Origin of the sequence: Faecalibacterium sp. Marseille-Q4137 (genome assembly GCF_017377535.1) — a bacterium.
Taxonomy (GTDB): Bacteria; Bacillota; Clostridia; order Oscillospirales; family Ruminococcaceae; genus Faecalibacterium; species Faecalibacterium duncaniae.
In genome coordinates, this window is the sequence record NZ_JAFREK010000041.1 from 1 (window position 1) to 24,696 (window position 24,696).

Consider the following 24,696-nt stretch of genomic DNA (forward strand, 5'->3'; position numbering starts at 1 on the left):
CGCCAGCACGGCCTCCGAGATGCTGGCAAAATCGCCGCTGCCATCCTGGGAAACGGTGAGTTTTAACATGGGCAGTCCTCCCTTGTAAAAGATAAGGCTATTATATGCCCCTTTTGTGAAATTTTCAATGTCCGCAGGGCTCTAACCGGAGCACGGCGGCAGTGATATCATCGGGTCGGCCGGTCTGTTCGGCGCGGGCGCGGGCGGTCTCCACAAGGATCCGGGCCACCTTCTCGGGCGGGTCGCCTGCGGCGGCGGAGAGCTCCAGCTGCTTGGCCACCCAGCCGGGGCCGTCCACCAGCAGACCGTCCGAGACCAGTACGGCATAGTCCCCGGCGGCGAGATGCACCACCCGGCTCTGGCCGTTCACGCTGCCCAGAATGCCGATGGGCAGGCTGATATCGCCCACCGGACGGGCACGGCCGCCGTGCACCAGAAAGCCCGGGGCGGCCCCGGCCTTGAAGATCCGTGCCGTGCCGGTGTAAAGGTCCACGCTGATCAGGTCGAGGGTGGCTCCGCTCTCCTCATCGCTTTTCAGGGCCAGCGCCACATTGACCAGCCGTGCCGCCAGCTCAGCGGTGAAGCCGGCTTTCAACAGGCGGGCAGTGAGCTCGGCGGCAAGGCTGCCGTCCACGGCGGCCGGGCGGCCTGTGCCCATGCCGTCACACAGGATCATCTGGGCAGCGGCCGGGCTGCAGAACTGCTGGACCGCATCCCCGGAGACAGTGCCCTTTGCCGCCGTGCCTGCAGTTCCGAACACAGCCCGGAGGGCGGGCTTTTCGCAGAAGAGCAGGGTGGTCATCCCTTTGCAGGAGAGCACCTGCGGCGGGTCGAAGTCCCGGCGGCAGATGCGTCCGGTCTCCTGCGCCAGCGCGGCCAGCTCGGGGGAAGAAAAGCGGGTACGGGGCAGGGTGACCGCCGCCCGTGTCCGGCCCAGGTCGTCCAGCGTGACAGCGCATTCCAGCGGCGGCGTGCCCAGGCTGGCAAAAAACGCGGCCACCCGCCCGGATTTGTAAGGCTCCGGGTTCCCGGGGCGGCCCAGCTGCTCACTGAGTACGCTCAGGGCATCGGCCATGGCGCTGTATTGCTCGGTCAGGGCGGTGCGCATGGCCTCAGCGTGGACGTGGGCTTCCTTCCGGCTCCGGTAGAGCGCAAAGGAGCGATTTGCCGCCGCGCAGAGCGCCGCCGGGTGGATGCATCTGGACAGCTGGCCGGGCAGGTCGCTGGTCTGCAGATGGCCCTGCTGTTCCAGAATGGGCCGCAGGGCGTTCATCCCCTCCAGCGTGGCGGTGTATTCCTGCTTCCAGCAGGTTTCCCGCCGCCCGCAATTGAAGCACAGGCTGTCGTGGGTGTTGTCGATGACCCAGCGGAAGGTGTCGCATCGGCGGGGAAACGCATCGTATACAGCGTTCACCGTCTCGGCCAGCGAGGAAAGGCTCTCGGCCACTGCTTCCAGCCGGGTGGCGGCGGCAGAAAGCCGGGGCGGCTCCTCGGGCGGCGCGGGGGCTTCCGGCACCGGTGTCAGCCAATGTTTAGGGAAAAAGGCGGGGGCCGCAAAGCCCAGCCCGGCGCTGAGGAGCAGGGGCAGAGCCGTGCCGGGGGCGGGAACACAGAGCACCCCCAGCACACACCCGCCTGCACAGGCGGCAAGGGTCTCAGCCCGCCGCCCGGGGGCCAGCAGGACCGCTGCCGCCGTGCCGCAGCAGAGCCCCACCGCCGCCGGGGCAAGGGAAGGGTCTGCGGCGCAGAGCGCGGCCCCGGTGAAGGCAGCAAAGGCCAGCGCGGGCTTTTCCTGCCCGCGGCAGCAGAGGGCGGCCTCCACCATGGCACAGGCCGCTGCCCCAAGGCAGAGGGGGCCGAAGCGCAGCCCGCCCAGCGCCGCCGCCACGACAGAAGCGGCCAGCAGGGTGCCAAAACCGGGCTTTTCGGGTGGGAAGCGCTGCAGTGCATAGCCGAAGCCGCCCGCCAGCAGGGCATCTGCCCCGCAGAAGAATACCAGCGTGAAGCCTGCCCCGCCGGGCCCCAGCGCAAAGCAGATACCTCCCAGCACCAGCGCCCCGCACCCGGCCAGAAATGCCGGGCGGAGCCTGCCGGGCCAGAGCCATCGAGCGGCCACAGCTGCCCCCACGGCGCAGAGCAGGCAGAGGCTGTCCAGTGAAAATGCCCCGAACCCGTGGAACAGGATGCTCAGTGCGGCCCCGGCTGCGCAGGCGGCAAAGCAGTCCGCAGGCAGGCCCAATGTCAGCCCCAGCCCAAAGGGGAGCAGGGCCCCGTAGAGAACGGCCCAGCCCCCGGCAAGCCCCAGCGCAAAGGCCCCGCCCTGCCGCAGGGCCGGGCGTACCGCCGCCCGGGAGGCCAACGCGGCGGCAACAGGCTGCTTCGGGTGCAGTTTTGTGGTTTCCGGCATGAAAAAATCCCCGCTTTCCGGCGGGGATCTTTTGCAATGTTCTGTTTCCCGCGCCCTTTGCATATACTGTAGCGCGGGCGCGCGGCGTTTTATGGGGTCATGCGGGGAAGCGGCTCAAATCAGCAGAAATAGCGTACTTCACCAAAGAAATTCATCCATTTGGCAATCACTTCATCGCTTCGTGCTTCGATGATGGCCATGATGTTTCGCAGGACACGGGGCGGAATGTTGGAATTGTTGTGGCACAGATAGCATTTCCCGGCCCGGGTGATCCAGATCTTGGTCGCGTTGCTGCTGGGAGCACCCTGTGAAACATGGACATGAATGGGTTCCAGCGGATCATTTTCGTTGGCCCAGAAGTAGACCCAGTAGGAACCGATTTTAAAAACCTGCGGCATTTTCTACCCCTCCTTCCTGGGAAAACTGCAGGATCAGATGTGCAGTGGATTCCAGGAACTTCTGGTAGCGGTCGATCTCAGCAGGGGTGAAGCCGCTGACATCCTCCCAGGTATAATCCGGCAGATAGCAGACCGCAGAGTGGAAACAATCCTTCTCGTCGGGCTTTTCGATGTAGACCTTTACACGGTGGTCTGGCTGCATCTCGGAATGCACGATCTCGGTGTTGTCGTCCAGTGTCATAAACGGGTACATCATAAAAACACCTCCGTGGATATGATTGCGAAAAGGGAAGGAAAATCACCCGTTCAGCTTTTCAATGGCAGCCTTGACACGGGCAAGGGTCGTCTCGCGGCCCATCATGCAGGCAAGGTCGGTGCCGCCGCCGGGGGTGCGCTGCTTGCCGGAAAGGGCAATGCCCAGCGGGTAAAGCAGCCAGCCGTTCTTCTTGCCCAGCTCTTCGGCCTTGGCCTTGCAGGCGTTGAACACGGTGTCGCGGTCAGAGAAGTCCAGGCTCTCGTCGCTCAACAGGGGCAGCAGGGCTTCCAGTGCCTCCCGGGCGGTCTCCGGGGTGGTCTTCTGCTTCTTGTTGGCGTACAGGCTCACATCGTAGTCGGGCATTGCGTCAAAGAAGTCCAGCTGCTCGGGGATCTCGCCCAGCACCTCACAGCGGGGCTGCAGGTTGGCGCAGAGCAGCTTCTTGTCGATGGGGGTGTGCACGGCCTGATCGATCCAGGGCTCGGCCTTCTTCTGGAACTCCTCAGGGCTCAGGCGGCGGATATACTCCGCGTTGATGGCCCGCAGCTTGAGGGGGTCGAAGATGGCAGGGGACTTGGAGATGCCGTCCGGGCTCCAGATCTTGATGAGCTCTTCCAGGCTGAAGATCTCCTGCTCGGCGTACTCGCCCTTGGGGCTCCAGCCCAGCAGGCAGATGTAGTTCATCACGGCCTCGCTCAGGTAGCCCTTGGCCACCAGATCCTGATAGCTGGCATCGCCGTTGCGCTTGGACAGCTTGTTCTGCGCGTCCTTCATCACGGGCGGGCAGTGGATATAGGTGGGGATCTCCCAGCCAAAGGCCTGATACAGCAGGTTGTACTTGGGGGTGGAGGACAGATACTCGCTGCCGCGGATGACATGGGTGATGCCCATCAGGTGGTCGTCCACAACATTTGCAAAGTTGTAGGTGGGCATTCCGTCGGTCTTGATGAGGATCTGATCGTCCATCTCGCTGTTCTCGACCTCGATGTGGCCGTAGACCACATCGTCAAAGCCGGTCACGCCCTCCTTGGGGATCTTCTGGCGGATGACGTAGGGCTCACCTGCAGCCAGACGCTGCTTGACCTCCTCCTCGGGCAGGTCGCGGCAGCAGCCGTCGTAGTGGGTCATCTCACCGTTGGCGCGCTGCTCGGCGTGCAGTGCCTCCAGCCGCTCCTCGGTGCAGAAGCAGTAGTAGGCCTTGCCTTCTGCCACCAGCTGCTCGGCATACTGCTTGAACATGCCCATCCGCTCGCTCTGAACGTAGGGGCCCACAGGGCCGCCGATGTCCGGGCCCTCGTCCCACAGCAGGCCGGTCTCCCGCAGGGTGTTGTAGATGACATCCACAGCGCCCTCAACGTAACGGCCCTGGTCGGTGTCCTCAATGCGCAGGATGAAGGTGCCGTCCTCGTGCTTGGCCATCAGGTAGGTGTACAGCGCGGTGCGCAGGTTGCCAACGTGCATGTAGCCAGTGGGCGAGGGGGCAAAACGGGTGCGGACTTTATTGCTCGGCATAAAAAAACGCTCCTTTATATTTACAGGCAAAAAATTGCGGATAGCTACCTTTTAGTTTAATCGCTGTGCGCTGTTTTGTCAACGAATCGGCCGCAGATTTGGCAGAATGGGCGTTTGGAAGCAAAAGAAAAATCTTTTTGTCGAAACCGCGCGCAATCATTGACGAATGATTGGAAATTTTGTATACTGAGTGGGAGAGATGGCACAATTTTCCTTTGAAGGCTCTGAAGGAGAGATCAGGGCCGGGAGAAAATTGGAAAATGGCTGTCTGAGGTGTAAATGACAAAGGAGAAGAAAAAACTATGAAGAGTACCGGAATCGTCCGCGGCGTTGACGGCCTGGGCCGTATCGTCCTGCCCAAGGAGCTGCGCACCAGCATGAAGCTGGACAACGATGCCAAGCTGGAGATCTTTGTGGAGGGCGATGAGATCATCCTCAAAAAATACCGCCCCACCGGCAGCTGCGATTTCTGCGGCGAGGTGGACGATAATGCCATCCAGTATGCAGGCTACTGCATCTGCACCTCCTGCCGCAAGAAGATCGGCAACATGAAAAAATAATGCGGAGAAGGAGGGCAGCCCATGAGCCAGATGATCGACTTTACCCTGCCGTCCTGCCAGCCGGGGCGGACGCTCCACGCGTTCCGCTGTGTGCCGGAGGGAGAGGTGCGGGCGGTGCTGCAGCTCTCCCACGGGATGGTGGAGTTCATCGACCGCTATAAGCCGCTGGCCGAGAATCTGGCCGCCCGGGGCATCCTTGTCACCGGCAACGACCACCTGGGCCACGGCGGGTCCATCCGCACCAAAGAGGATTACGGCTACTTCGGCGAACCCGACGGCAACCGCGCCGTGCTGGAGGATCTGCACGCTGTGACGACCCTGACAAAGCAGCTGTATCCCGGTGTGCCCTATTTCCTGCTGGGCCACAGCATGGGCTCGTTCTACGCGCGGCAGTACCTCTGTGAGTGGGGCGATGAGCTGGACGGTGCCATCATCATGGGCACCGGCTACCAGCCCAAAGCGCTGGTGCAGCTGGCCAGGACCATCTGCCGGGTGCTGGCCGTGTTCCATGGCTGGCACTACCGCAGCAAACTGGTGGCCAGACTTTCGTTTCTGGGGTACAACAAGGGGTTGGAGGGCCGCACGGCCCACGACTGGCTCAACCGTGACCCGGTGGAGGTGGACCGCTACCGCGCCGACGAGCGCTGTACCTTTATCTTTACCCTGAACGCCTATTACAGCATGTTCAGCGGCATCCTGCGGCTGTACGACCCGGCTCTTCTGGCCCGGGTGCCCAAGGATCTGCCCCTGCTGTTCCTGGCAGGCGATGCCGACCCGGTGGGCGAACAGGGCGCAGGTGTGAAGCGGGCGGTCAAGAGCCTGCTGGATGCCGGTGTGAAGAACATCGAGGTCAAGCTGTACCCCAGTGCCCGGCATGAGCTGCTGGTGGAGTTGAACCGCGAAGAGGTCTTTGCTGACATTGGTGACTGGCTGGAACGCCGGCTGTAAAAACACGAACACACAAAAACAGAACCGCCGCCCGGAAATTTCGGGCGGCGGTTCTTTGCACATACGATCAAAAAGGAGAAGGGAGGAGAGTTTTTGTCAGAGCATGGGGGACAGGGGGATTACTCGCCGCGGACGGCTGTGAAGCCAGCTTCCAGATCGGCGATGATGTCATCGATGTGCTCGGTGCCGATGGACAGGCGGATGGTGTTCTGATAGATCTGCTGCTCGGCCAGCTCCTGATCGTTCAGCTGGCTGTGGGTGGTGGAGGCCGGGTGGATGACCAGGCTCTTCACGTCTGCAACGTTTGCCAGCAGGGAGAAGATCTTCAGGTTGTCAATGAACTTGAAGGCTTCTTCGCGGCCACCCTTGATGTTGAAGGTGAAGATGGATGCGCCGCCGTTGGGAAAATACTTCTCGTACAGGGCGTGATCCGGGTGATCGGGCAGAGAGGGGTGGTTGACCTTCTCCACCTGAGGATGGTTTGCCAGGAATTCGACCACCTTCTTGGTGTTCTCCACATGGCGCTCGATGCGCAGGCTCAGGGTCTCGGTGCCCTGCAGCAGCAGGAATGCATTGAACGGGGAGATGGTGGCACCGGTATCGCGCAGCAGGATGGCGCGGATGTAGGTGACGAAGGCGGCAGGGCCTGCGGCATCGGCAAAGGAAACACCGTGGTAGCTGGGGTTGGGATCGGCGATATTGCCGAACTTGCCGCTGGCCTTCCAGTCAAACTTGCCGCTGTCCACGATGATGCCGCCCAGGGTGGTGCCGTGGCCGCCGATGAACTTGGTGGCGGAGTGGACCACGATGTCTGCGCCGTGCTCGATGGGGCGGATCAGGTACGGGGTGCCGAAGGTGTTGTCGATGACCAGCGGCAGGCCGTGCTTGTGGGCAATGGCGGCAATGGCATCAATGTCGGGGATATCGCTGTTGGGGTTGCCCAGCGTTTCCAGATAGACGGCCTTGGTGTTGGGCTGAATGGCGTTCTCCACTTCGGTCAGATTGTGAGCATTGACAAAGGTGGTGGTCACGCCGAACTGGGTCAGGGTGTGCTCCAGCAGGTTGTAGCTGCCGCCGTAGATGGTCTTTTGTGCCACGATGTGGTCACCGGCCTGTGCCAGCGCCTCGATGGTGTAGGTGATGGCGGCAGCGCCGGAAGCAGTGGCCAGAGCAGCTACGCCACCCTCCAGAGCAGCGATGCGCTTCTCGAACACATCCTGCGTGGAGTTGGTCAGGCGGCCGTAGATGTTGCCTGCATCGGCCAGACCGAAACGGTCAGCGGCGTGCTGGCTGTTGCGGAACACATAGGAAGTGGTCTGGTAGATGGGCACGGCGCGGGAATCGGTTGCGGGATCGGCCTGCTCCTGGCCAACGTGAAGCTGCAGGGTCTCAAATTTATAGTTAGACATAGTAATTAGCCTCTCTATCTGTACTTAAAGTATAATTCTGACGCATAAAAAATCCCGGTCACTGACACCATTTCAGTGCACCGGGCAAAATTCGGGTTCAGCGCTTTGGCAGCTTTGCCATCACATTCGCACACACATTCGGTCTGCAGAGGGCAATGCACAGCGCTCGGTCCCATATTCTGCCCGGGTGGTGTACATTCGCCCACAACGGAAGTTCGCGTGGAGCAGGTTTTTCCAGATCAGCGTCATTTTGGTGCCCTCCTTTCAACGATTTTCCCAATCCTCTACGACCCCGGGAAACTTGGCTTCAATTTCCTACTAGGTTTGTGGATTTGTTGTCTGGATTATATCCCTATTTACCCAGATTGTCAATAGGTTTATTGCAAAAAAGTTGGAAATTTTCCGCAGGGGTCTATTTTGCGAGGTTTTGCAGATCCCGCCCGCCATAAACAATACGAACGAGAGTTACGGTACGGGTGCTTTGATCGATCAGGTAGAACAGCAGAAAATCCTCCACGGTAAACCTGTGCATCCCCATGCTCTGCCACGGTTCCCAGTCCACAACAGGGTGCCGCCCGGGCAGGGCATCCAGTGAGCGAGCAGCCTTGCGGATGCGGTTGACCAGTTTTTGGGCGGTAGCTGGCTCTTTGAGCGAAAATGCGACATAGGAGTAGAGATCCCGCAGGTCGTCCAACGCCTGCGGTGCGTAGCGGACCGTATAAACGCTGCTCATATTCCAAACTCCTGATACAATGCGGCATCGACTTCATCGGCAGAAAAACTTTTGCCATTTTGCAGAGAGGCGACTCCCTTTTGCAGCTCGGTATCCAACTCGGTACGGCTCATGCCACCCACAGCAGTGGGGGTGGCAGGGGGAAGATGCAGATCGAGCGGGAGCCCCCGGGTCAGGACGATCTGGCGGTAAAGCATCTGGATGGCGCTGGACGGGGTAATGCCCAGTTGAGCAAGGATATCCTCGGCGCTTTCTTTCAGGTTGGTATCAATGCGGGCATAGACAGCGGCGGTGTTAGCCATAACGATCACACTCCTTTTTTACAGTATAACGCAGATTGCTTGCAAATGCAATCGATTGCAAGCCAAAATAAATGCGGTGTTTTGCGTTGACGGGAAAACGGGGATGCTGTATACTAAGTCTATTCTTTATTCTTGTAAAGGAGGGCGGGCAGATGAGCATTGGGCCAAGTATGCCGCTGCGGCTGGAAAAGCCGGAGGGCATCGACCTTGCACAGGCGGCGCGGTACTTCGGGGCCCGGGGCGGCGCGGACGCGGCCACCCAGGCGCTGCTGGAAAAATGCGCTGTGCCGCTGCTGGCGGCAGCCACGCCCCGGGCAGTCTGGCTGGAGGCCGACCCCGACAGCCTGACAGCGGCGGGGATTCTGGCAGGCGAGGATGTGGCAAAGCATCTGGAAGGCTGCACCGCCGCCCTGCTGCTGGCCGTGACGCTTGGCCCCGGTGTGGATGCCCAGATCCGCCGTGCCGGTGTGGGCGATATCGCCGCCGGTGTGGCATCGGATGCGCTGGGCTCCGCGCTGGCCGAACAGACTGCGGAGGCCGCTGAGGCTGAGCTGCGCCAATGGGCTGCCCGGCAGGGCAAGTATCTGACGGGGCGCTATTCCCCGGGCTACGGGGACTGGCCCCTTGCCGTGCAGCCGCTGTTGGCGGCAGCGCTGGACACCGCCCGCCGCGCCGGACTCTGTGTCACGGAAAACAACCTGATGACCCCCCGCAAGAGCATCACGGCCATTCTGGGGGTCAGTGATCACCCGGTCCGGGGTCATCTGGCGGGGTGCGGGCACTGCGTGCTCCGCACCCGGTGCGAATATAGAAAGAGGGGGATCACCTGTGCAAGCGAATGAACTGTTTGACCGGCCCAATACCATCCTGCTGGATGGCGGCATGGGCACCATGCTGCAGGCTGCGGGCCTGAAACTGGGGGCCCGCCCCGAGGAGCTGAACATCACCGACCCGGCGCTCATCGAGAGCATCCATGCCCGGTACGCCGCCGCAGGCAGCCGCATCATCAATGCCAATACCTTTGGCGCTTCCGCCCACAAGCTGGCGGGCAGCGAGTACACGCTGGAGGAGATCATTGCGGCGGGTATTGCCAACTGCAAACGGGCCTGTGCCCCTTACGGTGCATTGGCTGCGCTGGATGTGGGCCCGCTGGGGGAGCTGCTGGAACCCAACGGCACCCTTGCGTTTGAGGATGCCGTGGCAGAGTATGGCCGCATCGTCCGGGCAGGCGTGGCCGCCGGGGCTGACCTCGTGTTCCTTGAGACCTTTACCGATCTGTATGAGCTGAAGGCCGCCCTGCTGGCCGTCAAGGAGAACAGCAGCCTGCCCGTGCTGGCCAGCATGAGCTTTGAAGCGGGCGGCCGCACCTTTACCGGCTGTACGGTCGAGAGCTTTGCCGCCACCGCCCGGGGTTTGGGGGCCGATGCCGTGGGCATCAACTGCTCTCTTGGCCCCAAGGAGATCTTCCCCATGGCAAAGCGGCTGACCGAGGCCCTGCCCGGCAGCTTCCCGGTGTTCGTCAAGCCCAACGCAGGCCTGCCCCGCGCCGATGGCTCGGGCTACGATATCACCCCGCAGCTCTACGCCATGCAGATGAAGCCCTACCGGGAGCTGGGCCTGTTTGCTGCAGGCGGATGCTGCGGCACCACCCCGGAGTTTATCCAGCTGCTGAACGGCGTGTTTGCCGATTGCAGGCCGGGCCGCCCTGATCACCCCATGAAGTCGGTGGTGTGCAGCCCCATGGACTGCGTGGATGTGGACGGCATCACGGTGGTGGGTGAGCGCATCAATCCCACCGGCAAAAAGCGGTTCCAGCAGGCCCTGCGGGAAGGGGATATGAACTATGTGCTGGAACAGGCCGTGAGCCAGACCGAGGCCGGGGCCCAGATCCTGGATGTGAACGTGGGTGCGCCCGGTGTGGATGAGCCTGCCCTGATGGAGCAGGTGGTCAAGGCGCTGCAGAGCGTGGTCAGCCTGCCGTTGCAGCTGGATTCCTCCCATGCCGAGGCGCTGGAACGTGGCCTGCGGGTCTACAACGGCAAGCCCATCGTCAACTCGGTGAACGGCGAGGCGGAAAAGCTGAACACCATTCTGCCCCTGTGCAAAAAGTACGGCGCGGCGGTGGTCGGCCTTGCCATTGACGAGCGGGGCATCCTGCCCAAAGCCGAGGACCGCGTGGCCATTGCCCGCCGCATCCGGGACGCGGCACTGGCGGCAGGTATCCCGCAGGAGGACATCTATATCGACTGCCTGACCCTGACGGCCAGCGCCCAGCAGGAGGATGTGCTTGCCACGGTGCAGGCCCTTCACGCCTGCAAGGAGGAGCTGGGGGTGCGCACCATTCTGGGCGTGTCCAACATCAGCTTTGGTCTGCCCTGTCGCTCCTACCTGAACACCACCTTCCTTACCATGGCCATGTATGCCGGGCTTGACCTTGCCATTATGAACCCCTCCAGCGAGGAGATGATGGCGGCGGTCTATGCTTACAACGTTCTGACCAACCGGGACAGGCAGAGCACGAAGTACATTGAGCGGTATGCCAACCGGGTGCCCGCCTCTGCCGCACTGGCGCAGGCCGTGCAGAATGCCCAGACCGCCCCGGCAGCAGGCGAAACACCGGAGGCCGCCGGCCCCTATGCCCCCTTGATGAAGGCGGTGGAAAAGGGTCTGAAGGGCGAGGCAGCTGCCCGCACCCGGGCGCTGCTGGAGGAAAAGGAGCCGCTGGAGCTGGTGGACGAAGCCCTCATTCCGGCGCTGGATATCGTGGGTGCAAAGTATGAAAAGGGAACCCTCTTCCTGCCGCAGCTGCTGCAGGCGGCCACCGCCGCGCAGGGGGCTTTTGAGGAGATCAAGACCGCCATTGCCAAAAAGGGCGAGGGCAGCGCCAGCAAGGGACGCATCGTCATTGCCACCGTCAAGGGCGATGTCCACGACATCGGCAAGAACATCGTCCGGGTCATCCTGGAGAATTATGGCTTTGAGGTCATCGACCTGGGCCGTGACGTGCCGGTGGAAACGGTCGTGAACACCGTCCGGGAGAAGGATGTGCATCTGGTGGGGCTTTCCGCCCTGATGACCACCACCCTCAAGAGCATGGAGGAGACCATCCGGGCCCTGCACGATGCCAAACTGGACTGTAAGATCATGGTGGGCGGCGCTGTGCTGACCCCCGAATATGCAAAAAAGATCGGAGCCGACTGGTACGCCAAGGATGCCAAGCAGAGTGCCGATATTGCCAAGGAGTTCTTTGGCGTATAAGTTGGAATATTAAGAGAAAACGACCCTCTCCGCATTGCAATTCCCGGAGAGGGTCGTTTTTTGGTTTACTTTTTGATCCAGTTGTCCACTGCGCTCACCAGAGCCCTGCCCCGGCGGCCCAGGAGCTTGGGCAGGAGCATCCGGGCCATGGCCCAGACACCTGCAAAGTTGAACAGGATGATGGCGGCGGTCAGGAGGCCTGTCCACAGGCCGTAGAGCGGAGGCTCGGCCAGCAGGAGCAGGGCCTCGCCCGCCAGTACGCCGAAGTTCACCGCCACCCGGCCCGGGTGGATGGACATGCCGATCATGTTGTGGGCATCCAGCGCGCGCAGCACGAACACGATGCCCAGACCGAAGAAGGAAGCCACCGTTGCGCCGATGGGCCCCCACCACTTGATGAAGAAGTAGTTCATAATGCAGTTGCTCACAGCACCGGCCAGCATGGTCCACAGGCTGTGGGTGGACTTTTTGTTGACAACGTATGCGCTGTTGAGGAACTGGTTGAAGCAGCTGCAGGTGGAAGCCAGCGTAAGGAAGGGCACAAAGTGCCAGGCGTAGTAGTAGTTGGCCTTCATCACGTGCATGACCGGGCGGCAGAGCCAGATGATGCCTGCCGCACAGCAGAACAGCACCGAGGAATAGGTGCGGAAGATCTTGGTAAAGAACCGGGCACGGCCCTCTTCCTCAGTCACGGCGGAGAGCTGCCAGGCATCGTAGAAGATCAGGCCCAGCGTGGTCAGGATGGTGGGCAGGAAGTAGCCGGTGGAAAGCAGGCCGCTCCAAGCGTCGCCGCTGTGGCCGTCCAGCCCGCCGCACATCTCGCGCACAAAGAACAGGTCCGATGCGTTGATGACCCAGAAGCTGATCTGGGCCGGGATCATGGGCAGGGAAAAGCGGAGCATCTGCTGCCAGAGATCCCGGTTCAGGGCCTTGAGCTCCACATAGTTCCACAGCCTGCCGGTGATGCAGAGGAAGAGCACGCTGACCAGGTCACCGCTGATGATGGCAAGCAGATAACCGTTGGCCCCCCAGTGGAAGCCCACAAGGTAGAGCACATAGAACATCAGGGTGGCAAAGGTGCACAGGATGCCGTCCACGGCCACCAGCTTGTTCCACTGGTGGCTGCGCACGAACTGGGTGCAGAGGGTGCGCAGGCAGCTCATCAGGACGTAGATGTAGATGAGGAAGCCGTACTGCGCCATATCGGGCAGGAACTGCGCCACAGGCCAGCAGAGGATCAGGATGCCGAAGCCCCCCAGAATGGTCAGCAGGCCGTTGGTGAACACCTGCTTTTCGCTGTTGCCCTTGTCCAGGCCAAAGCGGATGATGGCGTTGGACATGCCCATCGAGACAAAGGGGATGAGCAGGTTTGCATACTGGCTCAGGATCTTCGCCAGACCCAGATCGGCGATCTCGGCCATGGCGTAGGTCAGGAACGGCTGCACCAAAAGGGTCAGCAGCTTAGACGAAAAGCTCGAAATGGCAAAGATAATGGTGTTTCCGGCCAGCTTTGAATATTTGTCGCCGCCGGAGGTCTTTTTTTCACTTTCCAAGGGTCGAACCCCTCCTGTTGATTTTTATCACAAGGTTTATTTCAATAAAGCCCGCCGTTCTTTCCAGTCCGGCAGCAGCTTTTCCACCTCGGCCCAGAAGGCCGGGCTGTGGTTGGGCTGCAGGAAGTGGCAGTACTCGTGCACCACCACATAGATCTGTGCGGCGGGCGGCATATTGTAGAGCTGCAATGCAAAGGTGATCTGCCGCCGTTTCATGTAGCATACGCCCCACCTGCTGGTCATGTCCCGCACCCTGATGGTGGGCTTCTGCCCACCCAGCACCCCGGCAAAAGCCGGGTAGACCTTGTCGCTCATGGTGGTGAAACAGGCCAGTGCCTCCGCCTGGGAGGGCAGGGGCTGGTCATTCCGGGCGTTCCGCCGCAGCTGGCGGGAGACCGCCTCCCGGATCCACTGGGCCTGCTCTGTCACAAAGGCATCGGCAAAGCCCACCGTGTAGGACCACGGGATGCTCACGGCCACGGTGCCGTCCCGCCGGATGTGCAGGTTGAGCCGCTTGACCTTTTTGCGGGTCAGCTCATAGGGAATGCCTGCGGCGGTGCGCCGGGTCACTTCCGGCTTGCGCTGCGGCATTTCAGCCAGTCCTCCACGGGCAGCTGGGCCAGGATCACCGCTGCAAAGATGAGGGTGCAGCCAAAGACCTCCCGCATGGAAAGACTCTGGTGGAGCAGCAGCCAGCCGCCCAGTGCGCTGAATACGCTTTCCAGACACATGATAAGGCTTGCAATGGCGGGGTTTACGTCCCGCTGGCCCAGGATCTGCAGGGTGTAGGCCACGCCGCTGGACATCACGCCGCAGTAGGCCAGCGGGAGCCAGTTGGCCCCGAACTCTGCCAGGGTGGGGTTCTCGAACAGGAGGGCGGCAGCGGTGCTCTCTACGGCCACCACAAAGAACTGCAGCAGGCTCAGGCGGACACCGTCCACCTGCGGGGCAAAGTGGTCCACCGTCATGATCTGAAAGCTGAACAGCACGGCGCAGGAAAGCAGGATCCAATCGCTGGCCTCAATGCCGCCAAAGCCGTTTTTCATGCAGAGCAGATAGAGCCCGCCCACGGCGATGACCATGCTCAGCCAGAGCCGGGCACTGCCCCGCCGCCCCAGAAACAGCCCGAACACCGGCACCAGCACCACATACATGGCGGTCAGGAAACCAGCCTTGGCCGTGGAAGGGTTGAGCGTGATGCCGATCTGCTGGGCAGCGGAGGCCGCAAACAGCAAAGTGCCGCAGCAAAGCCCCGCCGTCAGCAGATGTCTGCGGTCGGCAGGGGCTTTGGGCCAGCCATAGGCTGCGCCGTGCCTGCGGTGGAGGGCATCGAAGGCGCGGACGGTGGGCAGCAGCACCAGCACCGCCAGCCAGCTGCGCCCGGCCAGAAAAGAATAAGCCCCCATGCCGGAGCCTGCGCTCTGGGCCACGAACGCCGTGCCCCAGATAAAGGCGCAGAGCATCAGCATGAGAGAGTGTTTTGTTTGTGTGTTCATTTTAGCCGATGCCCTCCACTTTCATCAGACCGTAGAGGTAGTAACGGCTGGAATCGTAGGAAATGGTAACGCGGTAGCTTGCGTTGGGGTCAAGGTTGCCGATGTCGCAGTGGTAGTTCTGGCCGTCGGCGGTGAAATAGAAGGTGGTGTTGTCCACATACTGCGCGCCGCCGTCCACCTTTTTCCAGAGGGAGACCTTGAACTTCTGGGCACCGCCGTCGGTGGTGCCGCAGCCGTAAATGCTCAGCAGGCCGCTGGGCACGGTGAAGTATTCGGTCTTGCGGCTCCAGATGCCGTTGAACACGATGTTCAGCGCCCCGTTGGCCCGGGCTGTGGCGTATTTGGCCGTGGTATCGGCAATGCCATCGAGCATCAGCGGGTCAGAGCTGAGCACGGCCCACTGGGTGGTGTCGTCCTCCTGCACCTCGTTGGAAGACCCGAACACCTTTTGGGCAATGCTCTTGCAGCCGCTCAGGACGACAACGGCCAGCACAGCTGCCAGCGCAAAGGCAAGGATTCGTTTTGTTTTACTCATGTTTTTCTATCCTCAAAAACAGCAGGTGAAAAATGCGATATTTTTGCATGATACCATAGTATACCGCATTTTTTTCCTGCTTACAAGGGATTTTCTGTGTCTTAGCCGTCCAATGCCGTCAGAGCGGCACGTTCGGCGGCGGCAAGGCCGCTTTCGTCGGAGCGGAACAGGGAGCCATAGCGGTAGAGCGCCCAGCCCCCGGCACCGGCGCTGCGCAGGTCGGTCACCTGCCGGGCCAGCGCGCTGCCGGTGCACCACTGGCTGACGCTGTCGGCGTTGGCTCCACCGTCTCCCACACCGACCCGGTAGGCTCCCAGCCCGAAATAGAGGGCCGTGCTCTCTGCCCGGGGCAGGGCCAGCCACTCGGCGGTGATGTTCTCAAAGGCAAAGCGGGTGCTGCCGGAGGAGAGGGTATAGCCGTAGCCCCAGTAGATCTGGGGGCAGAGGTAATCCACAACGGCATCCGCACCGGAGGCCGTCAGCCAGACGGAGAGATCGGTGTACTGCTCGTTCCGGTCGTTGTCCGGGTTGCCCTGGGGACTGACCCCGAACCGCAGGGTCGGGTCGGCGGCCTTGACGGCATCGTGGACAGCTTTGACCAGCCGGGTCACGTTGGCCCGCCGCCATGCGGTCAGGTCGGTTTCTCCGCTGGCTGCAAACTGCGCCGCGTCGATGGAAGGATCGGTGGTGGGGTAGAAGTAGTCGTCAAAGTGGATGCCGTCCACGGCGTAGTTCTGTACCAGCTCTGCCACGCCCTGTACCACATAGTCGGCAGCCTCCGGAATGGCGGGGTTCAGGTAGGCCCCCTCGTTCACGGTGCAGACCCACTCCGGGTGGGTGTTCAGCAGGTTGTTCTCTGCAAGGACGGGGGGCATGGAAACCGAGCTCCTGAGCCGGTAGGGGTTGACCCAGGCCTCCAGCGAAAGCCCCCGGGCGTGGGCCTCGGTCAGCAGCACGTCCAGCGGGTCGAATCCCGGGTCCTGCCCCTGTACGCCGGTGCACAGGTGGCTCCACGGAAAGAGGCTGCTCCGGTAAAGCGCATCCCCGAAGGGCCGCACCTGCGCAATGACGGTGTTCAGCCCAAGGGACAGGCAGTTGTCCATCAGCGCGGCGGCATCGGCCCGGAACGCGCTTTCTGAGGAAAAGTCCATCTCTGCAAATTCGAGATAGCTCACCCACACCGCCCGCCACTCGCCGCTGGGCAGGGCGGGGTTGGGGGCAGCCTGTGGTGATGGCGCAGGCTCCGCGTTGTTTCCTGCCGGGATAGAACGCAGCAGATAATACGTCAGGGCGGCAGATACAGACCCGCCCAGTCCGATCAGGAAGGCGCGGCGGCCAACCCGGCGCTTGCGGTGCCGGTTCCGCCGCCGCTGGGTCATGCGTCTTCCTCCTGCATCTTGTACAGGCTCAGTGCCGCCCAGCCCCGGGCGCAGGCCAGCAGCACCCAGAGCAGATTGGCCCAGAAGCTCAGGCCTGCCATGCCGCCGTAGACCGTGAGCAGGACAAAGAGCAGGTGGAACGCCTCGGCGGCACCCACCAGCTGCAGCTGGCGCTGGATGGGCCTGCCCTTCTGGTATTCCAATGCCAGCAGGGCGGGCCAGACCAGTGCGGAGAATAAGTAGGCTGCCCAGCCGCCCAGCACATAGCTGAGCATGAGCAGGACAAAGATCAGGAAATAGCTGCGCTTGTCCTTGGGGTCAGAGCCCTTTTCAGCGGCCAGAAACAGAATGGTGATGCCGGTGATGCAGAACGCGACCATCTCCAGAAAAGAAAAATCCATGCCGCCCAGCACGGCAAAGCCGTTGAGCATGGATGCCGCTGCCGCGCACAGCAGGAAGAAATACCAGGTCTTATGGGTGAATTTGAGCTTCATAGGGGAAGTCCTCCAGCAAAAATTTGGATTGTTTCAAATATTATAACACAATTTTCCGCAGGTTGTGTTACAATAAGGAAAACATGATTCAAAATCTGCGGAGGGACCCATGAACGTTGTATTCTCACTCACCCTGCTGGCGGCCGCCCTGGGCTGCATCGTTTTTCTGCTCACCCGGCGGGAAAACGCCCGCCGCAGCCAGTATGGCCCCAGCGGCCTTTCCGAATTCCGCACCGACCTGCCGCTGGACGACTGCTTCGACCGGCTGGACCAGCACAGCCCGGACGACGAGTTCGCCTACGAGTGCCGCCGTGAGAACGATGGCGGTTTCCTGCTCCATCTGACCCTGCACCAGCCTACCCAGCAGCCGCTGGACACCCTGTATACCCTCCGGCTTGACCCCGGGCGGCAGACCATCGCCACCCTGATCTTCATCCGGGAGGCCTTTGGCTACAAGGAGCCGCTTTTTCCACAGGAAATGCTGGACAAGTTTATGCAGCAGAAGCTGGAAGCCCACCGCACAAAATAATTTTGCCCGAAACGCTTTTCATTTTGCACGTTTTTTGTTATACTTACTTGTGCGCCCGGCAAACCGGGCAATGGGGGCTAGTAGCTCAGTTGGTCAGAGCTGGCGGCTCATAACCGCCAGACCTTACCGTTTCCACCTTTTCCAAACAGCGTTTTTCCGTTGTTTTTTGGTTTGCTAGTGGCTTAAAAATCGGACTTGGGTATTTTCTGGGTACGAAAGCCACTTTACAGATCTTTGAAACAACGTCATAAGGGCCATTAGCTTAACGGTTAAAGCCGGCGGCTCATAACCGCTCCAGTGGGGGTTCGAATCCCTCATGGCCCACCAAACAAGAAAAATCCGAACCTATTTCCGATTGGAGAAGGGTTCGGATTTTTCGTTTTCTTTGGGTACAGCAATGAAGGCTCCCGTGGACGGCGCAAAACTCCGATACCTTGTCATAGACCGTAAGACAATCACAAGATTTGGAGGGTATGATTATGAAGTACGATGAAAGAGCCTGCAAGTTTAATATAGACACTGGCTGCGTGGAACTGCTGCTCCGGGACGGGAGAAAAATTTCCATTGACTGCACTGGGGTCGAGGATGCGCTGGATGTTACCATGGCGCAGAGGTCTGAACTGGACTACCTCATCTATAACGACCCGCTGGCGTATGCCGAACTGATCCTGAACGGTGAGCCGGAGGAGTATCTGAGAAATACGGCTGCAAGTCACGGATTAGAGGACTGAACACAAAAACAGGGTGCGCCCTGCCGGACGCACCCTGCCAAAATCCACACACGATAAGTAAGGCAGGGAGTTCCCCCACGGGAACTTCCTGTTTCTCTTTGCCGGAGAGATGAGCCTGCTCCGCCTGCCACGCAGCAAACTCCCGTTGACCTTCCTCGCTGTTCCAGCAGGCAAGGATGGCCGGGTAGAATGCCCGTGCCAGACGGTCAATGACTTCATCGGGGTAGGGGGAAGTGTTTGTGGACTTTTTCTTTTTGTTCAAACGCACGCTCCTTTGATCGTCCCACCATGGCAAAGCCGGGCAAGAAAATCAAAGCTCCATTTTTATCAGGCGCAAGGGCGCGGAAGTTTTCTGCCTTGCACTTGCGGCTGGTGGCTCGTTGATGGCTTACAAGTGCCTGTCGTTATGCGGTCTTTTCAGCTTCTTCGATGGTTTCAGAAAGAATCTGCTCCATGCAGGCTTCTAGCTCGTTCAGATAGTGGGCTGGCCGCTGCATGGCGTAGCGGAGAACCTTCTGCTTTTCCGGGTCAGAAAGATAACTCTGATTATTTTTGAGCACTCGCTTCCATGTGTTTCGCATCATTTCCGTGGCCATGCTCAGCGTCTTGTAGACCTTCATGCACTCGTCCGGGACTTGGTATCCCTTGAACTGCTCGGGGTCGGATGTGGGCATCGGAACCGGCACGTCTGCTTTGGGGTCTGCATTTGCAGCCTCCATTCCTTTCGTGATTTCCGGGTGCATGATCTCGGCAAATACGTCTTGCCGTTTGGCAGGACTGCTCTGCACGAGCTTGGACATTTCTTCATTCGTGAACTTCACTTCACCGGAAAAGACTTTCTGCTTGATGCCGGGAGAGAGATTATCTGCGATGTCGATGCCTCGCGTGTAGTGGCTGGCACGGAGAACAGAGGCACGGCTGACACCGTTTTCCTCTGCGATCCGGTCGCAGGTTTTCTTCCCGGAGTGGTGGTTATCATCGTGAGCACCACCACTTTTCTTTGCTAAAGTGTACTGGTTGCCCCGAAAGATTTTTGCGGCTTTCTTCTCGGCTTCATACTGTTTGCCAATCAGATAACGCTTCTGTTCGGGGCTCAGGTTGCGCCGCCCCAACTGGTTTCTGCAAATCCACGCAAGGGCTTCTTCGCGATTCTCGAATCGGAGCGGCATGGTGGAGAAATAAATCTCCGGGTGTTTCTGGAGAATGGCATAACGATTGTGGCCGTCAACAAGGATGTTATTCCAAACGATCAAAGGAGAAAGCAGTTTGCCTTCTTTGAGGATGTTTTCTTCAAGCTGCTTATACTCATCGTCCGTCAGCGGCGGAATCTGATTCTGGAACTCCGGGTCGATTTTCAAGTTGATCATACGCACACTCCTTTATCTCTCCTGCTGCGCCGGTTCTTCCTCCCGGAAAAAGGACGCAACATTCTGCTTTGCGGTTTTCAGTTTGAGCAGTTCTTCCTTGGTTTCCTTGTACTGCTCGTAGAACTTTGCCTTTTCGGATGCCAGCTGCGCATACTCGGCTTCCAACTTGTTCGGGCTGGGCAGCTTGGTGATGTTGTTTGCCTTGAGATAGGCTGCTGCCGTCCGGTACGCTGTCAGTTCTGCACGGTGCTGTTCTTCAAAGGCTGCGGGGGATTTGACAGTTTTCAGTTTCTGCGCAAGCGGTCGGTACTGCTTGTAGGCAGCAGCGTGGCTGCGCAGCTTCTTGTTTTCTGCCATGCGGGTTTCGAGGTCTTTCACTACGGCCAGCGATTCATGGAACTTGGTGTCAAGCTCTGCGATTCTCTGGTCGAGTGCATCCTCGTTGAGCAGACCTTTTTCCTGCAAGAGGATCAAGGTCTGTGCCATGGCTTTGAGGTTGTGCTTTTTCGCCCAACGCTCGTAGCCGATGCCCTTGCCCTGCTTCAGCTTTGCCTGAATGTCCACCAGTTTCTGAATCTTATCGGGCTTGTCTGCTGCGATGGGCTGGACGGTCGGAGCAAGCCGGATGTTCTGAGCGAGTGCGGCAAGCACCTGCTCTTTCTCAAACTTCTTGCTCAGCTTCCGGGCGGTGATGAATTTTACCCGATTGGACGGGCAGTAGCTCAATCGCCCTCGGCTCTCTTTCACGGCAATGCCATGTTCCTGCAAGAGCAATGCAGAAAATTCATCGAAGGTGGTGGCTTTCTTCAGCACGGAGTCGATTTGCCTGCGCAGAGTTTCCAGTTCCGTCTGGTAAACAGTCTGCTTGGGAGCCTTCCCTTCTGCAAGCAATCTGGCGTTGGCATGGTCGAGACATTGCTGCCAGCGCCGCCGTGCCCAGTATTCCCGTTCAGAAATACGGTCGCCTTGTGCTTCCAGTAGATTGATCTGATGCAGGTCAGCGTGTTCGCACATTTCCATGACTGCGACACGCAGGTGCCGCATGGTCTGGGCTGTGCTGGAGTGCTTCATGCCCTCACGCCAGTCACGAGGCTTCTGCATATAGGGCTTGCGTTCCACTTCTCGTGTGCGGATGCTGCCGATCACGATGTGGACGTGGATATTTCCCGAATGGTTATGCCCATCCGGGTGGGTGCAGACGATGGCAGGATGACCGGGAAAGTTTTCTTTACAGAAGTTCAGGCCGAGAGCCTGTGCTTTTTCCATGGTCAAGCCGTTGTCGGCTGCATCTCTGGGGTCAAAGCTGATGATATACTGGTGGCTCTTAATATCATCGGGGTGGTTGTTCTTGTTGTACTTTCGGTTTGCCAGCAGGCAGGCCGTTGCAAACGAGAAATCGCCGCATTCAAGCGTATCCAGAATGTACGAATCCCGCAGCATGGGCCTGCCTTGTTCATCAAGAAGCTGCTTCCCGGTGAACGCATCGTGCTGGTAAATCAGGTACGCTTCGATGGCGGAGTAGTCCGAATTCTTAGAGGCGATATGCTTGAGCGTTGCCATACAGTTCACCAAGAATTTTCTCGGCGTTGAGCCGGAAGGCAGTCAGGTCTGTAAGTTCGTCAAGAAGTTTCGCCCGGAGTTGTTCGGTATCTGCTCCACCGGAGTTGAAGTGTCGTGCGAGTTGATTCAGGTTTCCGCCCACCTTGCCGCACTGGGCAAGCAGAGTGGAAACGGCGTTCAGTGTTTCTTCTCCGCCGCCGGCAACGACAACCGTGCGCTCGATCTTCGCACTGTGCAGCGCACGGCGGATGAGGGTGGACAGGGAGAGATGAAGGAGTTTTGCTGTGCATTGGAGTTCCATCTTTTCAGTTTCCGTCACACGGAACTTGATGATGTGCGTTTTGTTGTTCGGCGTGTCGTGGCGGTGGGTCGTGCTGGGATTCGCTTTGACATTCGTTTTGTTCATTGAACCTCCTGTCGTTTCGCTAGCTCCTCGGTGGAACTATGTAAGCACGACACGCCGTTCTTTCGCACCAACGGTGCGAAAGATGAGCAGGGTTTGGGGCAGGCACGCCCCAACAAGATCACATCAAAACTCGCAAGAGTTGCAGATGTGAAGTCCCGGTGGAACACAAGATTTTCAAGAATTGAAAATTTGTGGCCACGGGACGGTTCTTGCCCTCTACCGCTGCGCTCAAAACGCATTTTCAACAAATGTTTCCGAATTGTTAAGGCGCAAAAATAAGTAGAGATTTCCACTGCTCGTGTATGTTGATCGCCGTTTGACCCGAACGAAGTTCCTGCCCCTGTTTTGCAGCGGCGTTTTCCGGCTCGCCCACAGAAAGTGTGAGGTCATGGCACGATATCACGTTCAGACGGCTTATGAAGGATTCAAGGTTCGGTATGAAGAAAGCCGGGCGCAGTGTGGACACTACAACCTGCTTCTTTCAAACACAAGAATAACACTTTGAGGTTGTGCAGTCAACAACCGAAAATGAATTTTGGAAATTTGTACAACCACATAAGATTTTATTTGTGAAAAAGAAAAATACCGTCCACGCAGTACAGGCGAAGGATTTTGTCGGGTGAAACAGACGGCAAAATGATCGGGTGTGTTGCGGGGCGGCATGTTCTTTCTGGATAATCACTCGCTGAAAGTGGTGGTTATCACGGTGAGAACCACCACTTTTGTCAGCAGGATTTGGAATAAAGGGTATCATGGAAGTGCAGGTGCGTCAATATGGTTTTGCAAAATTTATCGTGGTAAAGTGGCAGAAGTAAGACTTTCTACGAATTCAGAAAATCAAATGAGCTTCTCCCACAGCGCATCTCCTGTGGTGAGGGATTCTTCCTCCACGCCTTCACTCAGACGCCTTGCCACATACCATTCTGCGCCGCTTTTGCTTTGCACTCCGGCAAGGGCGGTGTCGTCCAGCAGCACGGCAAAATCGGAAACGCTCAGGCTGTCGCCCTCCTGCGGGTCAGTACCGTCCAGCAGACGGAAACAGCCGTACCGCTGCTCCATTGCCGCCGGGTCGTCCACGATGAAGATCATGCTCTCGCAGAGATAAAAATCAGAATTGAGCTTGTCCTCACTGGATTCCATCAGCTTGCGCAGGGAGGAATCCTGTCCATCGTAATCCAGCGCAAGCCAGATGCTCTTCACGTTGACTTTTACTTTCCCGTCCCCGTTCACATCATCGGCCGCAGCTTCCAATTTGGTTTCCACCTCGGACAGGAACGCCGCGTCCGGGTCAATACGCCCCACGACCGCTACCGTATAGTCCGGCTTCACCTCGGTGACACGGCTCCACACAAAATACCCGACCGCCAGCACCGCCGCGGCAATGAGCACCACATAATACCAGTGATAATGCCACCAGTTGGCGCGGGCTTCGGCAGGCGTCAGCTCCCGGGTTTTTTCCGGCACAAGATCCTCGGGGGAAATGTTGCGTTCGTAGCGGTAGGATGCCATGGCAGTGTCCTCTTTTCGTTTCAGTCTTGATAGCTATATCATAGCATAAACTCCCGGACTGTGTATACGATCCGGGAGTTTTGTTTACACGCGGGTGCGCAGGCACTTGAGATCCGTGCCGCTCACCGTATATTCCCCGGTGCCTGCCGGGATAAAGAAGCTCTCGCCCTTTTGGATGGGCAGGCTCTCGCCGGTGGCGGTCTCGGTCAGGGTCCCCTCTCCTTCCAGGATCAGCAGAGAAGTAAAGGAAACATCATCGCAGATATCCTTGAAGCTGCCCTCCACGGCATCCACCGTAAAGTAATCGCACTGTGCCAGATGGCCGTGGAAGTCGTGAGCAACAGGCGGCTTGCGTTCGGTCACATCCAGAGCCTGCGGGATGTGGAGCTGGCGGGGCTTGCCGTCTGCACCCTTGCGGCCATAATCGTAAATGCGGTAGGTGACGTTGGAATTCTGCTGAATCTCAGCCACCACGATGCCCTTGCGGATGGCGTGGAGCGTGCCGGAGGGGATGAATAAGCAGTCGCCTTTTTTCACCGGGACGGCGTTCAGCACCTCGGTCAGGGTGTTGTCCTTGATGCGGTGCTCAAACTCCTCTTTGCTGATCTCATGGGTGAAGCCATAGTAGAGGGTCGCACCCGGTTCTGCCTCCAGCACATACCACATTTCGGTCTTGCCGTACTGGTGTTCGTGCTCCAGGGCGTAGGCGTTAGAGGGGTGCACCTGAATGGACAGGTCCTTCTTGGCGTCGATGAGCTTTGCCAGAATGGGGAACTCCTCGAACTTTACGCAGTCGGTGCCAAGGCAGCCGGGGTGCGCGTCAATGTACTGCTGCAAAGTCGTGCCGTCCGGCAGGTAGCTGGGGCCGTCCGGGTGGCAGGAGAGCATCCACGCCTCACTCAAGGGGTGCATCTCGCTCTGGATGCCGTACTCGGTACGCAGTTTTTCGCCGCCCCAGAGGTAGTCCTTGCAGCTTGGTTTCAGTTGAATCGTTTTCATCTTGCATACCTCCAATGTGCCTAAAATTGCACATAAAATGACACTTTTTCCGAAAAAAGGGTGCAAAAAAGCTGCCCCGTCCATTTTTATGGCAGGAACGAGGCAGCCGTTTGTAGAAATATTTGAGAATTTATGCCTTCAGCAGCTCGGCAGCGGCGTCACCCAGCTTCGCATTGATGGCATCTGCTTCGGCTTCCGTAGGAGCAACGGCGGACAGATACACCTTGATCTTCGGCTCAGTGCCGGAAGGACGAACCATCAGCTTTGCCTTTCCACCCAGACGGAACTCCAAGACATTTGCCTCGTATTATAAAAGAGTAGTATTTATAGACCGCTCTCCAGCGGTATGCTACAC

The 24,696-nt window shown here is 59.2% G+C and carries 26 protein-coding genes and 1 tRNA gene; 7 read left to right on the forward strand and 20 right to left on the reverse strand.

Annotated elements, in window-relative coordinates:
* Positions 1-124 precede the first annotated feature (124 nt).
* The 4 genes from J3353_RS13240 to gltX form a co-directional block, all read right to left on the reverse strand.
* Positions 125-2,407 (reverse strand): SpoIIE family protein phosphatase, encoded by a 2,283-nt coding sequence (locus J3353_RS13240; RefSeq protein WP_207685032.1) that lies wholly within the window; start codon positions 2,405-2,407, stop codon positions 125-127.
* A gap of 119 nt (positions 2,408-2,526) precedes the next feature.
* Positions 2,527-2,805: a DUF4160 domain-containing protein gene (locus tag J3353_RS13245; RefSeq protein ID WP_097771336.1), complete on the reverse strand. Its 279-nt coding sequence runs from the start codon at positions 2,803-2,805 to the stop codon at positions 2,527-2,529.
* Positions 2,789-3,061 (reverse strand): hypothetical protein, encoded by a 273-nt coding sequence (locus tag J3353_RS13250; protein ID WP_097771335.1) that lies wholly within the window; start codon positions 3,059-3,061, stop codon positions 2,789-2,791. The genes J3353_RS13245 and J3353_RS13250 overlap by 17 nt, the downstream gene beginning before the upstream one ends.
* Before the next feature lie 42 nt (positions 3,062-3,103).
* Positions 3,104-4,573: a glutamate--tRNA ligase gene (gltX, locus tag J3353_RS13255; protein ID WP_097773209.1), complete on the reverse strand. Its 1,470-nt coding sequence runs from the start codon at positions 4,571-4,573 to the stop codon at positions 3,104-3,106.
* A gap of 302 nt (positions 4,574-4,875) precedes the next feature.
* Between gltX and J3353_RS13260 the strand changes: the two genes are divergently transcribed.
* Together J3353_RS13260 and J3353_RS13265 are read left to right on the forward strand one after the other, a co-directional pair.
* Positions 4,876-5,133, forward strand: coding sequence for an AbrB/MazE/SpoVT family DNA-binding domain-containing protein (locus J3353_RS13260; protein WP_005934583.1), 258 nt, complete (start codon positions 4,876-4,878; stop codon positions 5,131-5,133).
* A 21-nt stretch (positions 5,134-5,154) separates the two neighbouring features.
* On the forward strand, positions 5,155-6,081 hold the full coding sequence (locus J3353_RS13265) for an alpha/beta fold hydrolase (protein ID WP_097773210.1): 927 nt from the start codon (positions 5,155-5,157) through the stop codon (positions 6,079-6,081).
* Between the two features lie 119 nt (positions 6,082-6,200).
* On the opposite strand, the gene J3353_RS13270 is transcribed toward J3353_RS13265, so the two are convergent.
* The 4 genes from J3353_RS13270 to J3353_RS13280 form a co-directional block, all read right to left on the reverse strand.
* Positions 6,201-7,490: an O-acetylhomoserine aminocarboxypropyltransferase/cysteine synthase family protein gene (locus tag J3353_RS13270; protein ID WP_207685033.1), complete on the reverse strand. Its 1,290-nt coding sequence runs from the start codon at positions 7,488-7,490 to the stop codon at positions 6,201-6,203.
* 120 nt (positions 7,491-7,610) lie between these two features.
* Entirely contained in the window at positions 7,611-7,739 is a 129-nt protein-coding gene (locus J3353_RS16515; protein WP_255536615.1) for a hypothetical protein, read from the reverse strand.
* Between the two features lie 163 nt (positions 7,740-7,902).
* Positions 7,903-8,223 carry a type II toxin-antitoxin system RelE/ParE family toxin gene (locus J3353_RS13275; protein ID WP_207685034.1) on the reverse strand — a complete coding sequence of 107 codons (321 nt, stop codon included), beginning with the start codon at positions 8,221-8,223 and terminating at the stop codon, positions 7,903-7,905.
* Positions 8,220-8,525 carry a type II toxin-antitoxin system RelB/DinJ family antitoxin gene (locus tag J3353_RS13280; protein ID WP_005934577.1) on the reverse strand — a complete coding sequence of 102 codons (306 nt, stop codon included), beginning with the start codon at positions 8,523-8,525 and terminating at the stop codon, positions 8,220-8,222. Before J3353_RS13280 ends, J3353_RS13275 begins: the two co-directional genes overlap by 4 nt.
* Before the next feature lie 152 nt (positions 8,526-8,677).
* On the opposite strand from J3353_RS13280, the gene J3353_RS13285 reads away from it, so the two are divergent.
* Positions 8,678-9,367, forward strand: a complete 690-nt coding sequence (locus J3353_RS13285) for a vitamin B12 dependent-methionine synthase activation domain-containing protein (protein ID WP_207685035.1) — start codon at positions 8,678-8,680, stop codon at positions 9,365-9,367.
* Positions 9,354-11,783, forward strand: a complete 2,430-nt coding sequence (locus tag J3353_RS13290; protein WP_207685036.1) for a homocysteine S-methyltransferase family protein — start codon at positions 9,354-9,356, stop codon at positions 11,781-11,783. Before J3353_RS13285 ends, J3353_RS13290 begins: the two co-directional genes overlap by 14 nt.
* Positions 11,784-11,848: 65 nt before the next feature.
* On the opposite strand, the gene J3353_RS13295 is transcribed toward J3353_RS13290, so the two are convergent.
* From J3353_RS13295 to J3353_RS13320, 6 genes are all read right to left on the reverse strand, one after another.
* Complete coding sequence (locus tag J3353_RS13295; protein WP_207685037.1) at positions 11,849-13,336, reverse strand: lipopolysaccharide biosynthesis protein; 1,488 nt, start codon at positions 13,334-13,336, stop codon at positions 11,849-11,851.
* Positions 13,337-13,372: 36 nt separating this feature from the next.
* Positions 13,373-13,927: a M48 family metallopeptidase gene (locus J3353_RS13300; protein WP_207685038.1), complete on the reverse strand. Its 555-nt coding sequence runs from the start codon at positions 13,925-13,927 to the stop codon at positions 13,373-13,375.
* A complete protein-coding gene (locus J3353_RS13305) occupies positions 13,903-14,832 on the reverse strand; it encodes a DMT family transporter (RefSeq protein WP_207685039.1) in 930 nt (309 codons plus the stop codon). The genes J3353_RS13300 and J3353_RS13305 overlap by 25 nt, the downstream gene beginning before the upstream one ends.
* Position 14,833: 1 nt before the next feature.
* A complete protein-coding gene (locus J3353_RS13310) occupies positions 14,834-15,367 on the reverse strand; it encodes a hypothetical protein (RefSeq protein WP_005934566.1) in 534 nt (177 codons plus the stop codon).
* Between the two features lie 101 nt (positions 15,368-15,468).
* Positions 15,469-16,746 (reverse strand): glycoside hydrolase family 10 protein, encoded by a 1,278-nt coding sequence (locus J3353_RS13315; protein WP_207685040.1) that lies wholly within the window; start codon positions 16,744-16,746, stop codon positions 15,469-15,471.
* Complete coding sequence (locus J3353_RS13320; protein ID WP_154277144.1) at positions 16,743-17,240, reverse strand: conjugal transfer protein TraD; 498 nt, start codon at positions 17,238-17,240, stop codon at positions 16,743-16,745. Before J3353_RS13320 ends, J3353_RS13315 begins: the two co-directional genes overlap by 4 nt.
* Positions 17,241-17,349: 109 nt before the next feature.
* Here J3353_RS13320 and J3353_RS13325 point away from each other — a divergent pair, with 109 nt between their 5' ends.
* The 3 genes from J3353_RS13325 to J3353_RS13335 all read left to right on the forward strand — a co-directional run bounded on the left by J3353_RS13325 (position 17,350) and on the right by J3353_RS13335 (position 18,500).
* Positions 17,350-17,769 (forward strand): hypothetical protein, encoded by a 420-nt coding sequence (locus tag J3353_RS13325; protein ID WP_207685041.1) that lies wholly within the window; start codon positions 17,350-17,352, stop codon positions 17,767-17,769.
* A gap of 251 nt (positions 17,770-18,020) precedes the next feature.
* Positions 18,021-18,096 (forward strand) — tRNA-Ile (locus J3353_RS13330).
* A gap of 152 nt (positions 18,097-18,248) precedes the next feature.
* Entirely contained in the window at positions 18,249-18,500 is a 252-nt protein-coding gene (locus J3353_RS13335; protein WP_207685042.1) for a DUF6061 family protein, read from the forward strand.
* A 404-nt stretch (positions 18,501-18,904) separates the two neighbouring features.
* Here the strand turns inward: J3353_RS13335 and J3353_RS13340 are convergent, their stop codons facing one another.
* From J3353_RS13340 to J3353_RS13365, 6 genes are all read right to left on the reverse strand, one after another.
* On the reverse strand, positions 18,905-19,867 hold the full coding sequence (locus J3353_RS13340) for a hypothetical protein (RefSeq protein WP_207685043.1): 963 nt from the start codon (positions 19,865-19,867) through the stop codon (positions 18,905-18,907).
* Between the two features lie 12 nt (positions 19,868-19,879).
* Positions 19,880-21,427 carry a relaxase/mobilization nuclease domain-containing protein gene (locus tag J3353_RS13345; protein WP_207685044.1) on the reverse strand — a complete coding sequence of 516 codons (1,548 nt, stop codon included), beginning with the start codon at positions 21,425-21,427 and terminating at the stop codon, positions 19,880-19,882.
* The gene (locus J3353_RS13350; protein ID WP_207685045.1) at positions 21,399-21,833 is read right to left on the reverse strand and encodes a mobilization protein; all 435 of its coding nucleotides are present in this window, start codon (positions 21,831-21,833) and stop codon (positions 21,399-21,401) included. The genes J3353_RS13345 and J3353_RS13350 overlap by 29 nt, the downstream gene beginning before the upstream one ends.
* Positions 21,834-22,670: 837 nt before the next feature.
* Positions 22,671-23,342 carry a hypothetical protein gene (locus J3353_RS13355; RefSeq protein ID WP_097777006.1) on the reverse strand — a complete coding sequence of 224 codons (672 nt, stop codon included), beginning with the start codon at positions 23,340-23,342 and terminating at the stop codon, positions 22,671-22,673.
* 84 nt (positions 23,343-23,426) lie between these two features.
* Complete coding sequence (locus tag J3353_RS13360) at positions 23,427-24,341, reverse strand: type I phosphomannose isomerase catalytic subunit (RefSeq protein WP_179859622.1); 915 nt, start codon at positions 24,339-24,341, stop codon at positions 23,427-23,429.
* A gap of 130 nt (positions 24,342-24,471) precedes the next feature.
* Positions 24,472-24,633, reverse strand: coding sequence for a hypothetical protein (locus J3353_RS13365; RefSeq protein ID WP_242700973.1), 162 nt, complete (start codon positions 24,631-24,633; stop codon positions 24,472-24,474).
* Positions 24,634-24,696 lie beyond the last annotated feature (63 nt).

What these genes read in the sequence shown, in the direction of transcription:
- J3353_RS13275 (WP_207685034.1), bottom strand. Translation starts at nt 8,223, where the DNA reads ATGAGCAGCGTTTATACGGTCCGCTACGCACCGCAGGCGTTGGACGAC.
- J3353_RS13360 (WP_179859622.1), bottom strand. Translation starts at nt 24,341, where the DNA reads ATGAAAACGATTCAACTGAAACCAAGCTGCAAGGACTACCTCTGGGGC.
- J3353_RS13345 (WP_207685044.1), bottom strand. Translation starts at nt 21,427, where the DNA reads ATGGCAACGCTCAAGCATATCGCCTCTAAGAATTCGGACTACTCCGCC.
- J3353_RS13280 (WP_005934577.1), bottom strand. Translation starts at nt 8,525, where the DNA reads ATGGCTAACACCGCCGCTGTCTATGCCCGCATTGATACCAACCTGAAA.
- J3353_RS13250 (WP_097771335.1), bottom strand. Translation starts at nt 3,061, where the DNA reads ATGATGTACCCGTTTATGACACTGGACGACAACACCGAGATCGTGCAT.
- J3353_RS13325 (WP_207685041.1), top strand. Translation starts at nt 17,350, where the DNA reads ATGAACGTTGTATTCTCACTCACCCTGCTGGCGGCCGCCCTGGGCTGC.
- J3353_RS13240 (WP_207685032.1), bottom strand. Translation starts at nt 2,407, where the DNA reads ATGCCGGAAACCACAAAACTGCACCCGAAGCAGCCTGTTGCCGCCGCG.
- J3353_RS13335 (WP_207685042.1), top strand. Translation starts at nt 18,249, where the DNA reads ATGAAGTACGATGAAAGAGCCTGCAAGTTTAATATAGACACTGGCTGC.
- J3353_RS13285 (WP_207685035.1), top strand. Translation starts at nt 8,678, where the DNA reads ATGAGCATTGGGCCAAGTATGCCGCTGCGGCTGGAAAAGCCGGAGGGC.
- J3353_RS13320 (WP_154277144.1), bottom strand. Translation starts at nt 17,240, where the DNA reads ATGAAGCTCAAATTCACCCATAAGACCTGGTATTTCTTCCTGCTGTGC.
- J3353_RS13270 (WP_207685033.1), bottom strand. Translation starts at nt 7,490, where the DNA reads ATGTCTAACTATAAATTTGAGACCCTGCAGCTTCACGTTGGCCAGGAG.
- J3353_RS13350 (WP_207685045.1), bottom strand. Translation starts at nt 21,833, where the DNA reads ATGAACAAAACGAATGTCAAAGCGAATCCCAGCACGACCCACCGCCAC.
- J3353_RS13340 (WP_207685043.1), bottom strand. Translation starts at nt 19,867, where the DNA reads ATGATCAACTTGAAAATCGACCCGGAGTTCCAGAATCAGATTCCGCCG.
- J3353_RS13245 (WP_097771336.1), bottom strand. Translation starts at nt 2,805, where the DNA reads ATGCCGCAGGTTTTTAAAATCGGTTCCTACTGGGTCTACTTCTGGGCC.
- J3353_RS13260 (WP_005934583.1), top strand. Translation starts at nt 4,876, where the DNA reads ATGAAGAGTACCGGAATCGTCCGCGGCGTTGACGGCCTGGGCCGTATC.
- J3353_RS13310 (WP_005934566.1), bottom strand. Translation starts at nt 15,367, where the DNA reads ATGAGTAAAACAAAACGAATCCTTGCCTTTGCGCTGGCAGCTGTGCTG.
- J3353_RS13305 (WP_207685039.1), bottom strand. Translation starts at nt 14,832, where the DNA reads ATGAACACACAAACAAAACACTCTCTCATGCTGATGCTCTGCGCCTTT.
- J3353_RS13300 (WP_207685038.1), bottom strand. Translation starts at nt 13,927, where the DNA reads ATGCCGCAGCGCAAGCCGGAAGTGACCCGGCGCACCGCCGCAGGCATT.
- J3353_RS13265 (WP_097773210.1), top strand. Translation starts at nt 5,155, where the DNA reads ATGAGCCAGATGATCGACTTTACCCTGCCGTCCTGCCAGCCGGGGCGG.
- J3353_RS13315 (WP_207685040.1), bottom strand. Translation starts at nt 16,746, where the DNA reads ATGACCCAGCGGCGGCGGAACCGGCACCGCAAGCGCCGGGTTGGCCGC.
- J3353_RS13355 (WP_097777006.1), bottom strand. Translation starts at nt 23,342, where the DNA reads ATGGCATCCTACCGCTACGAACGCAACATTTCCCCCGAGGATCTTGTG.
- gltX (WP_097773209.1), bottom strand. Translation starts at nt 4,573, where the DNA reads ATGCCGAGCAATAAAGTCCGCACCCGTTTTGCCCCCTCGCCCACTGGC.
- J3353_RS16515 (WP_255536615.1), bottom strand. Translation starts at nt 7,739, where the DNA reads ATGACGCTGATCTGGAAAAACCTGCTCCACGCGAACTTCCGTTGTGGG.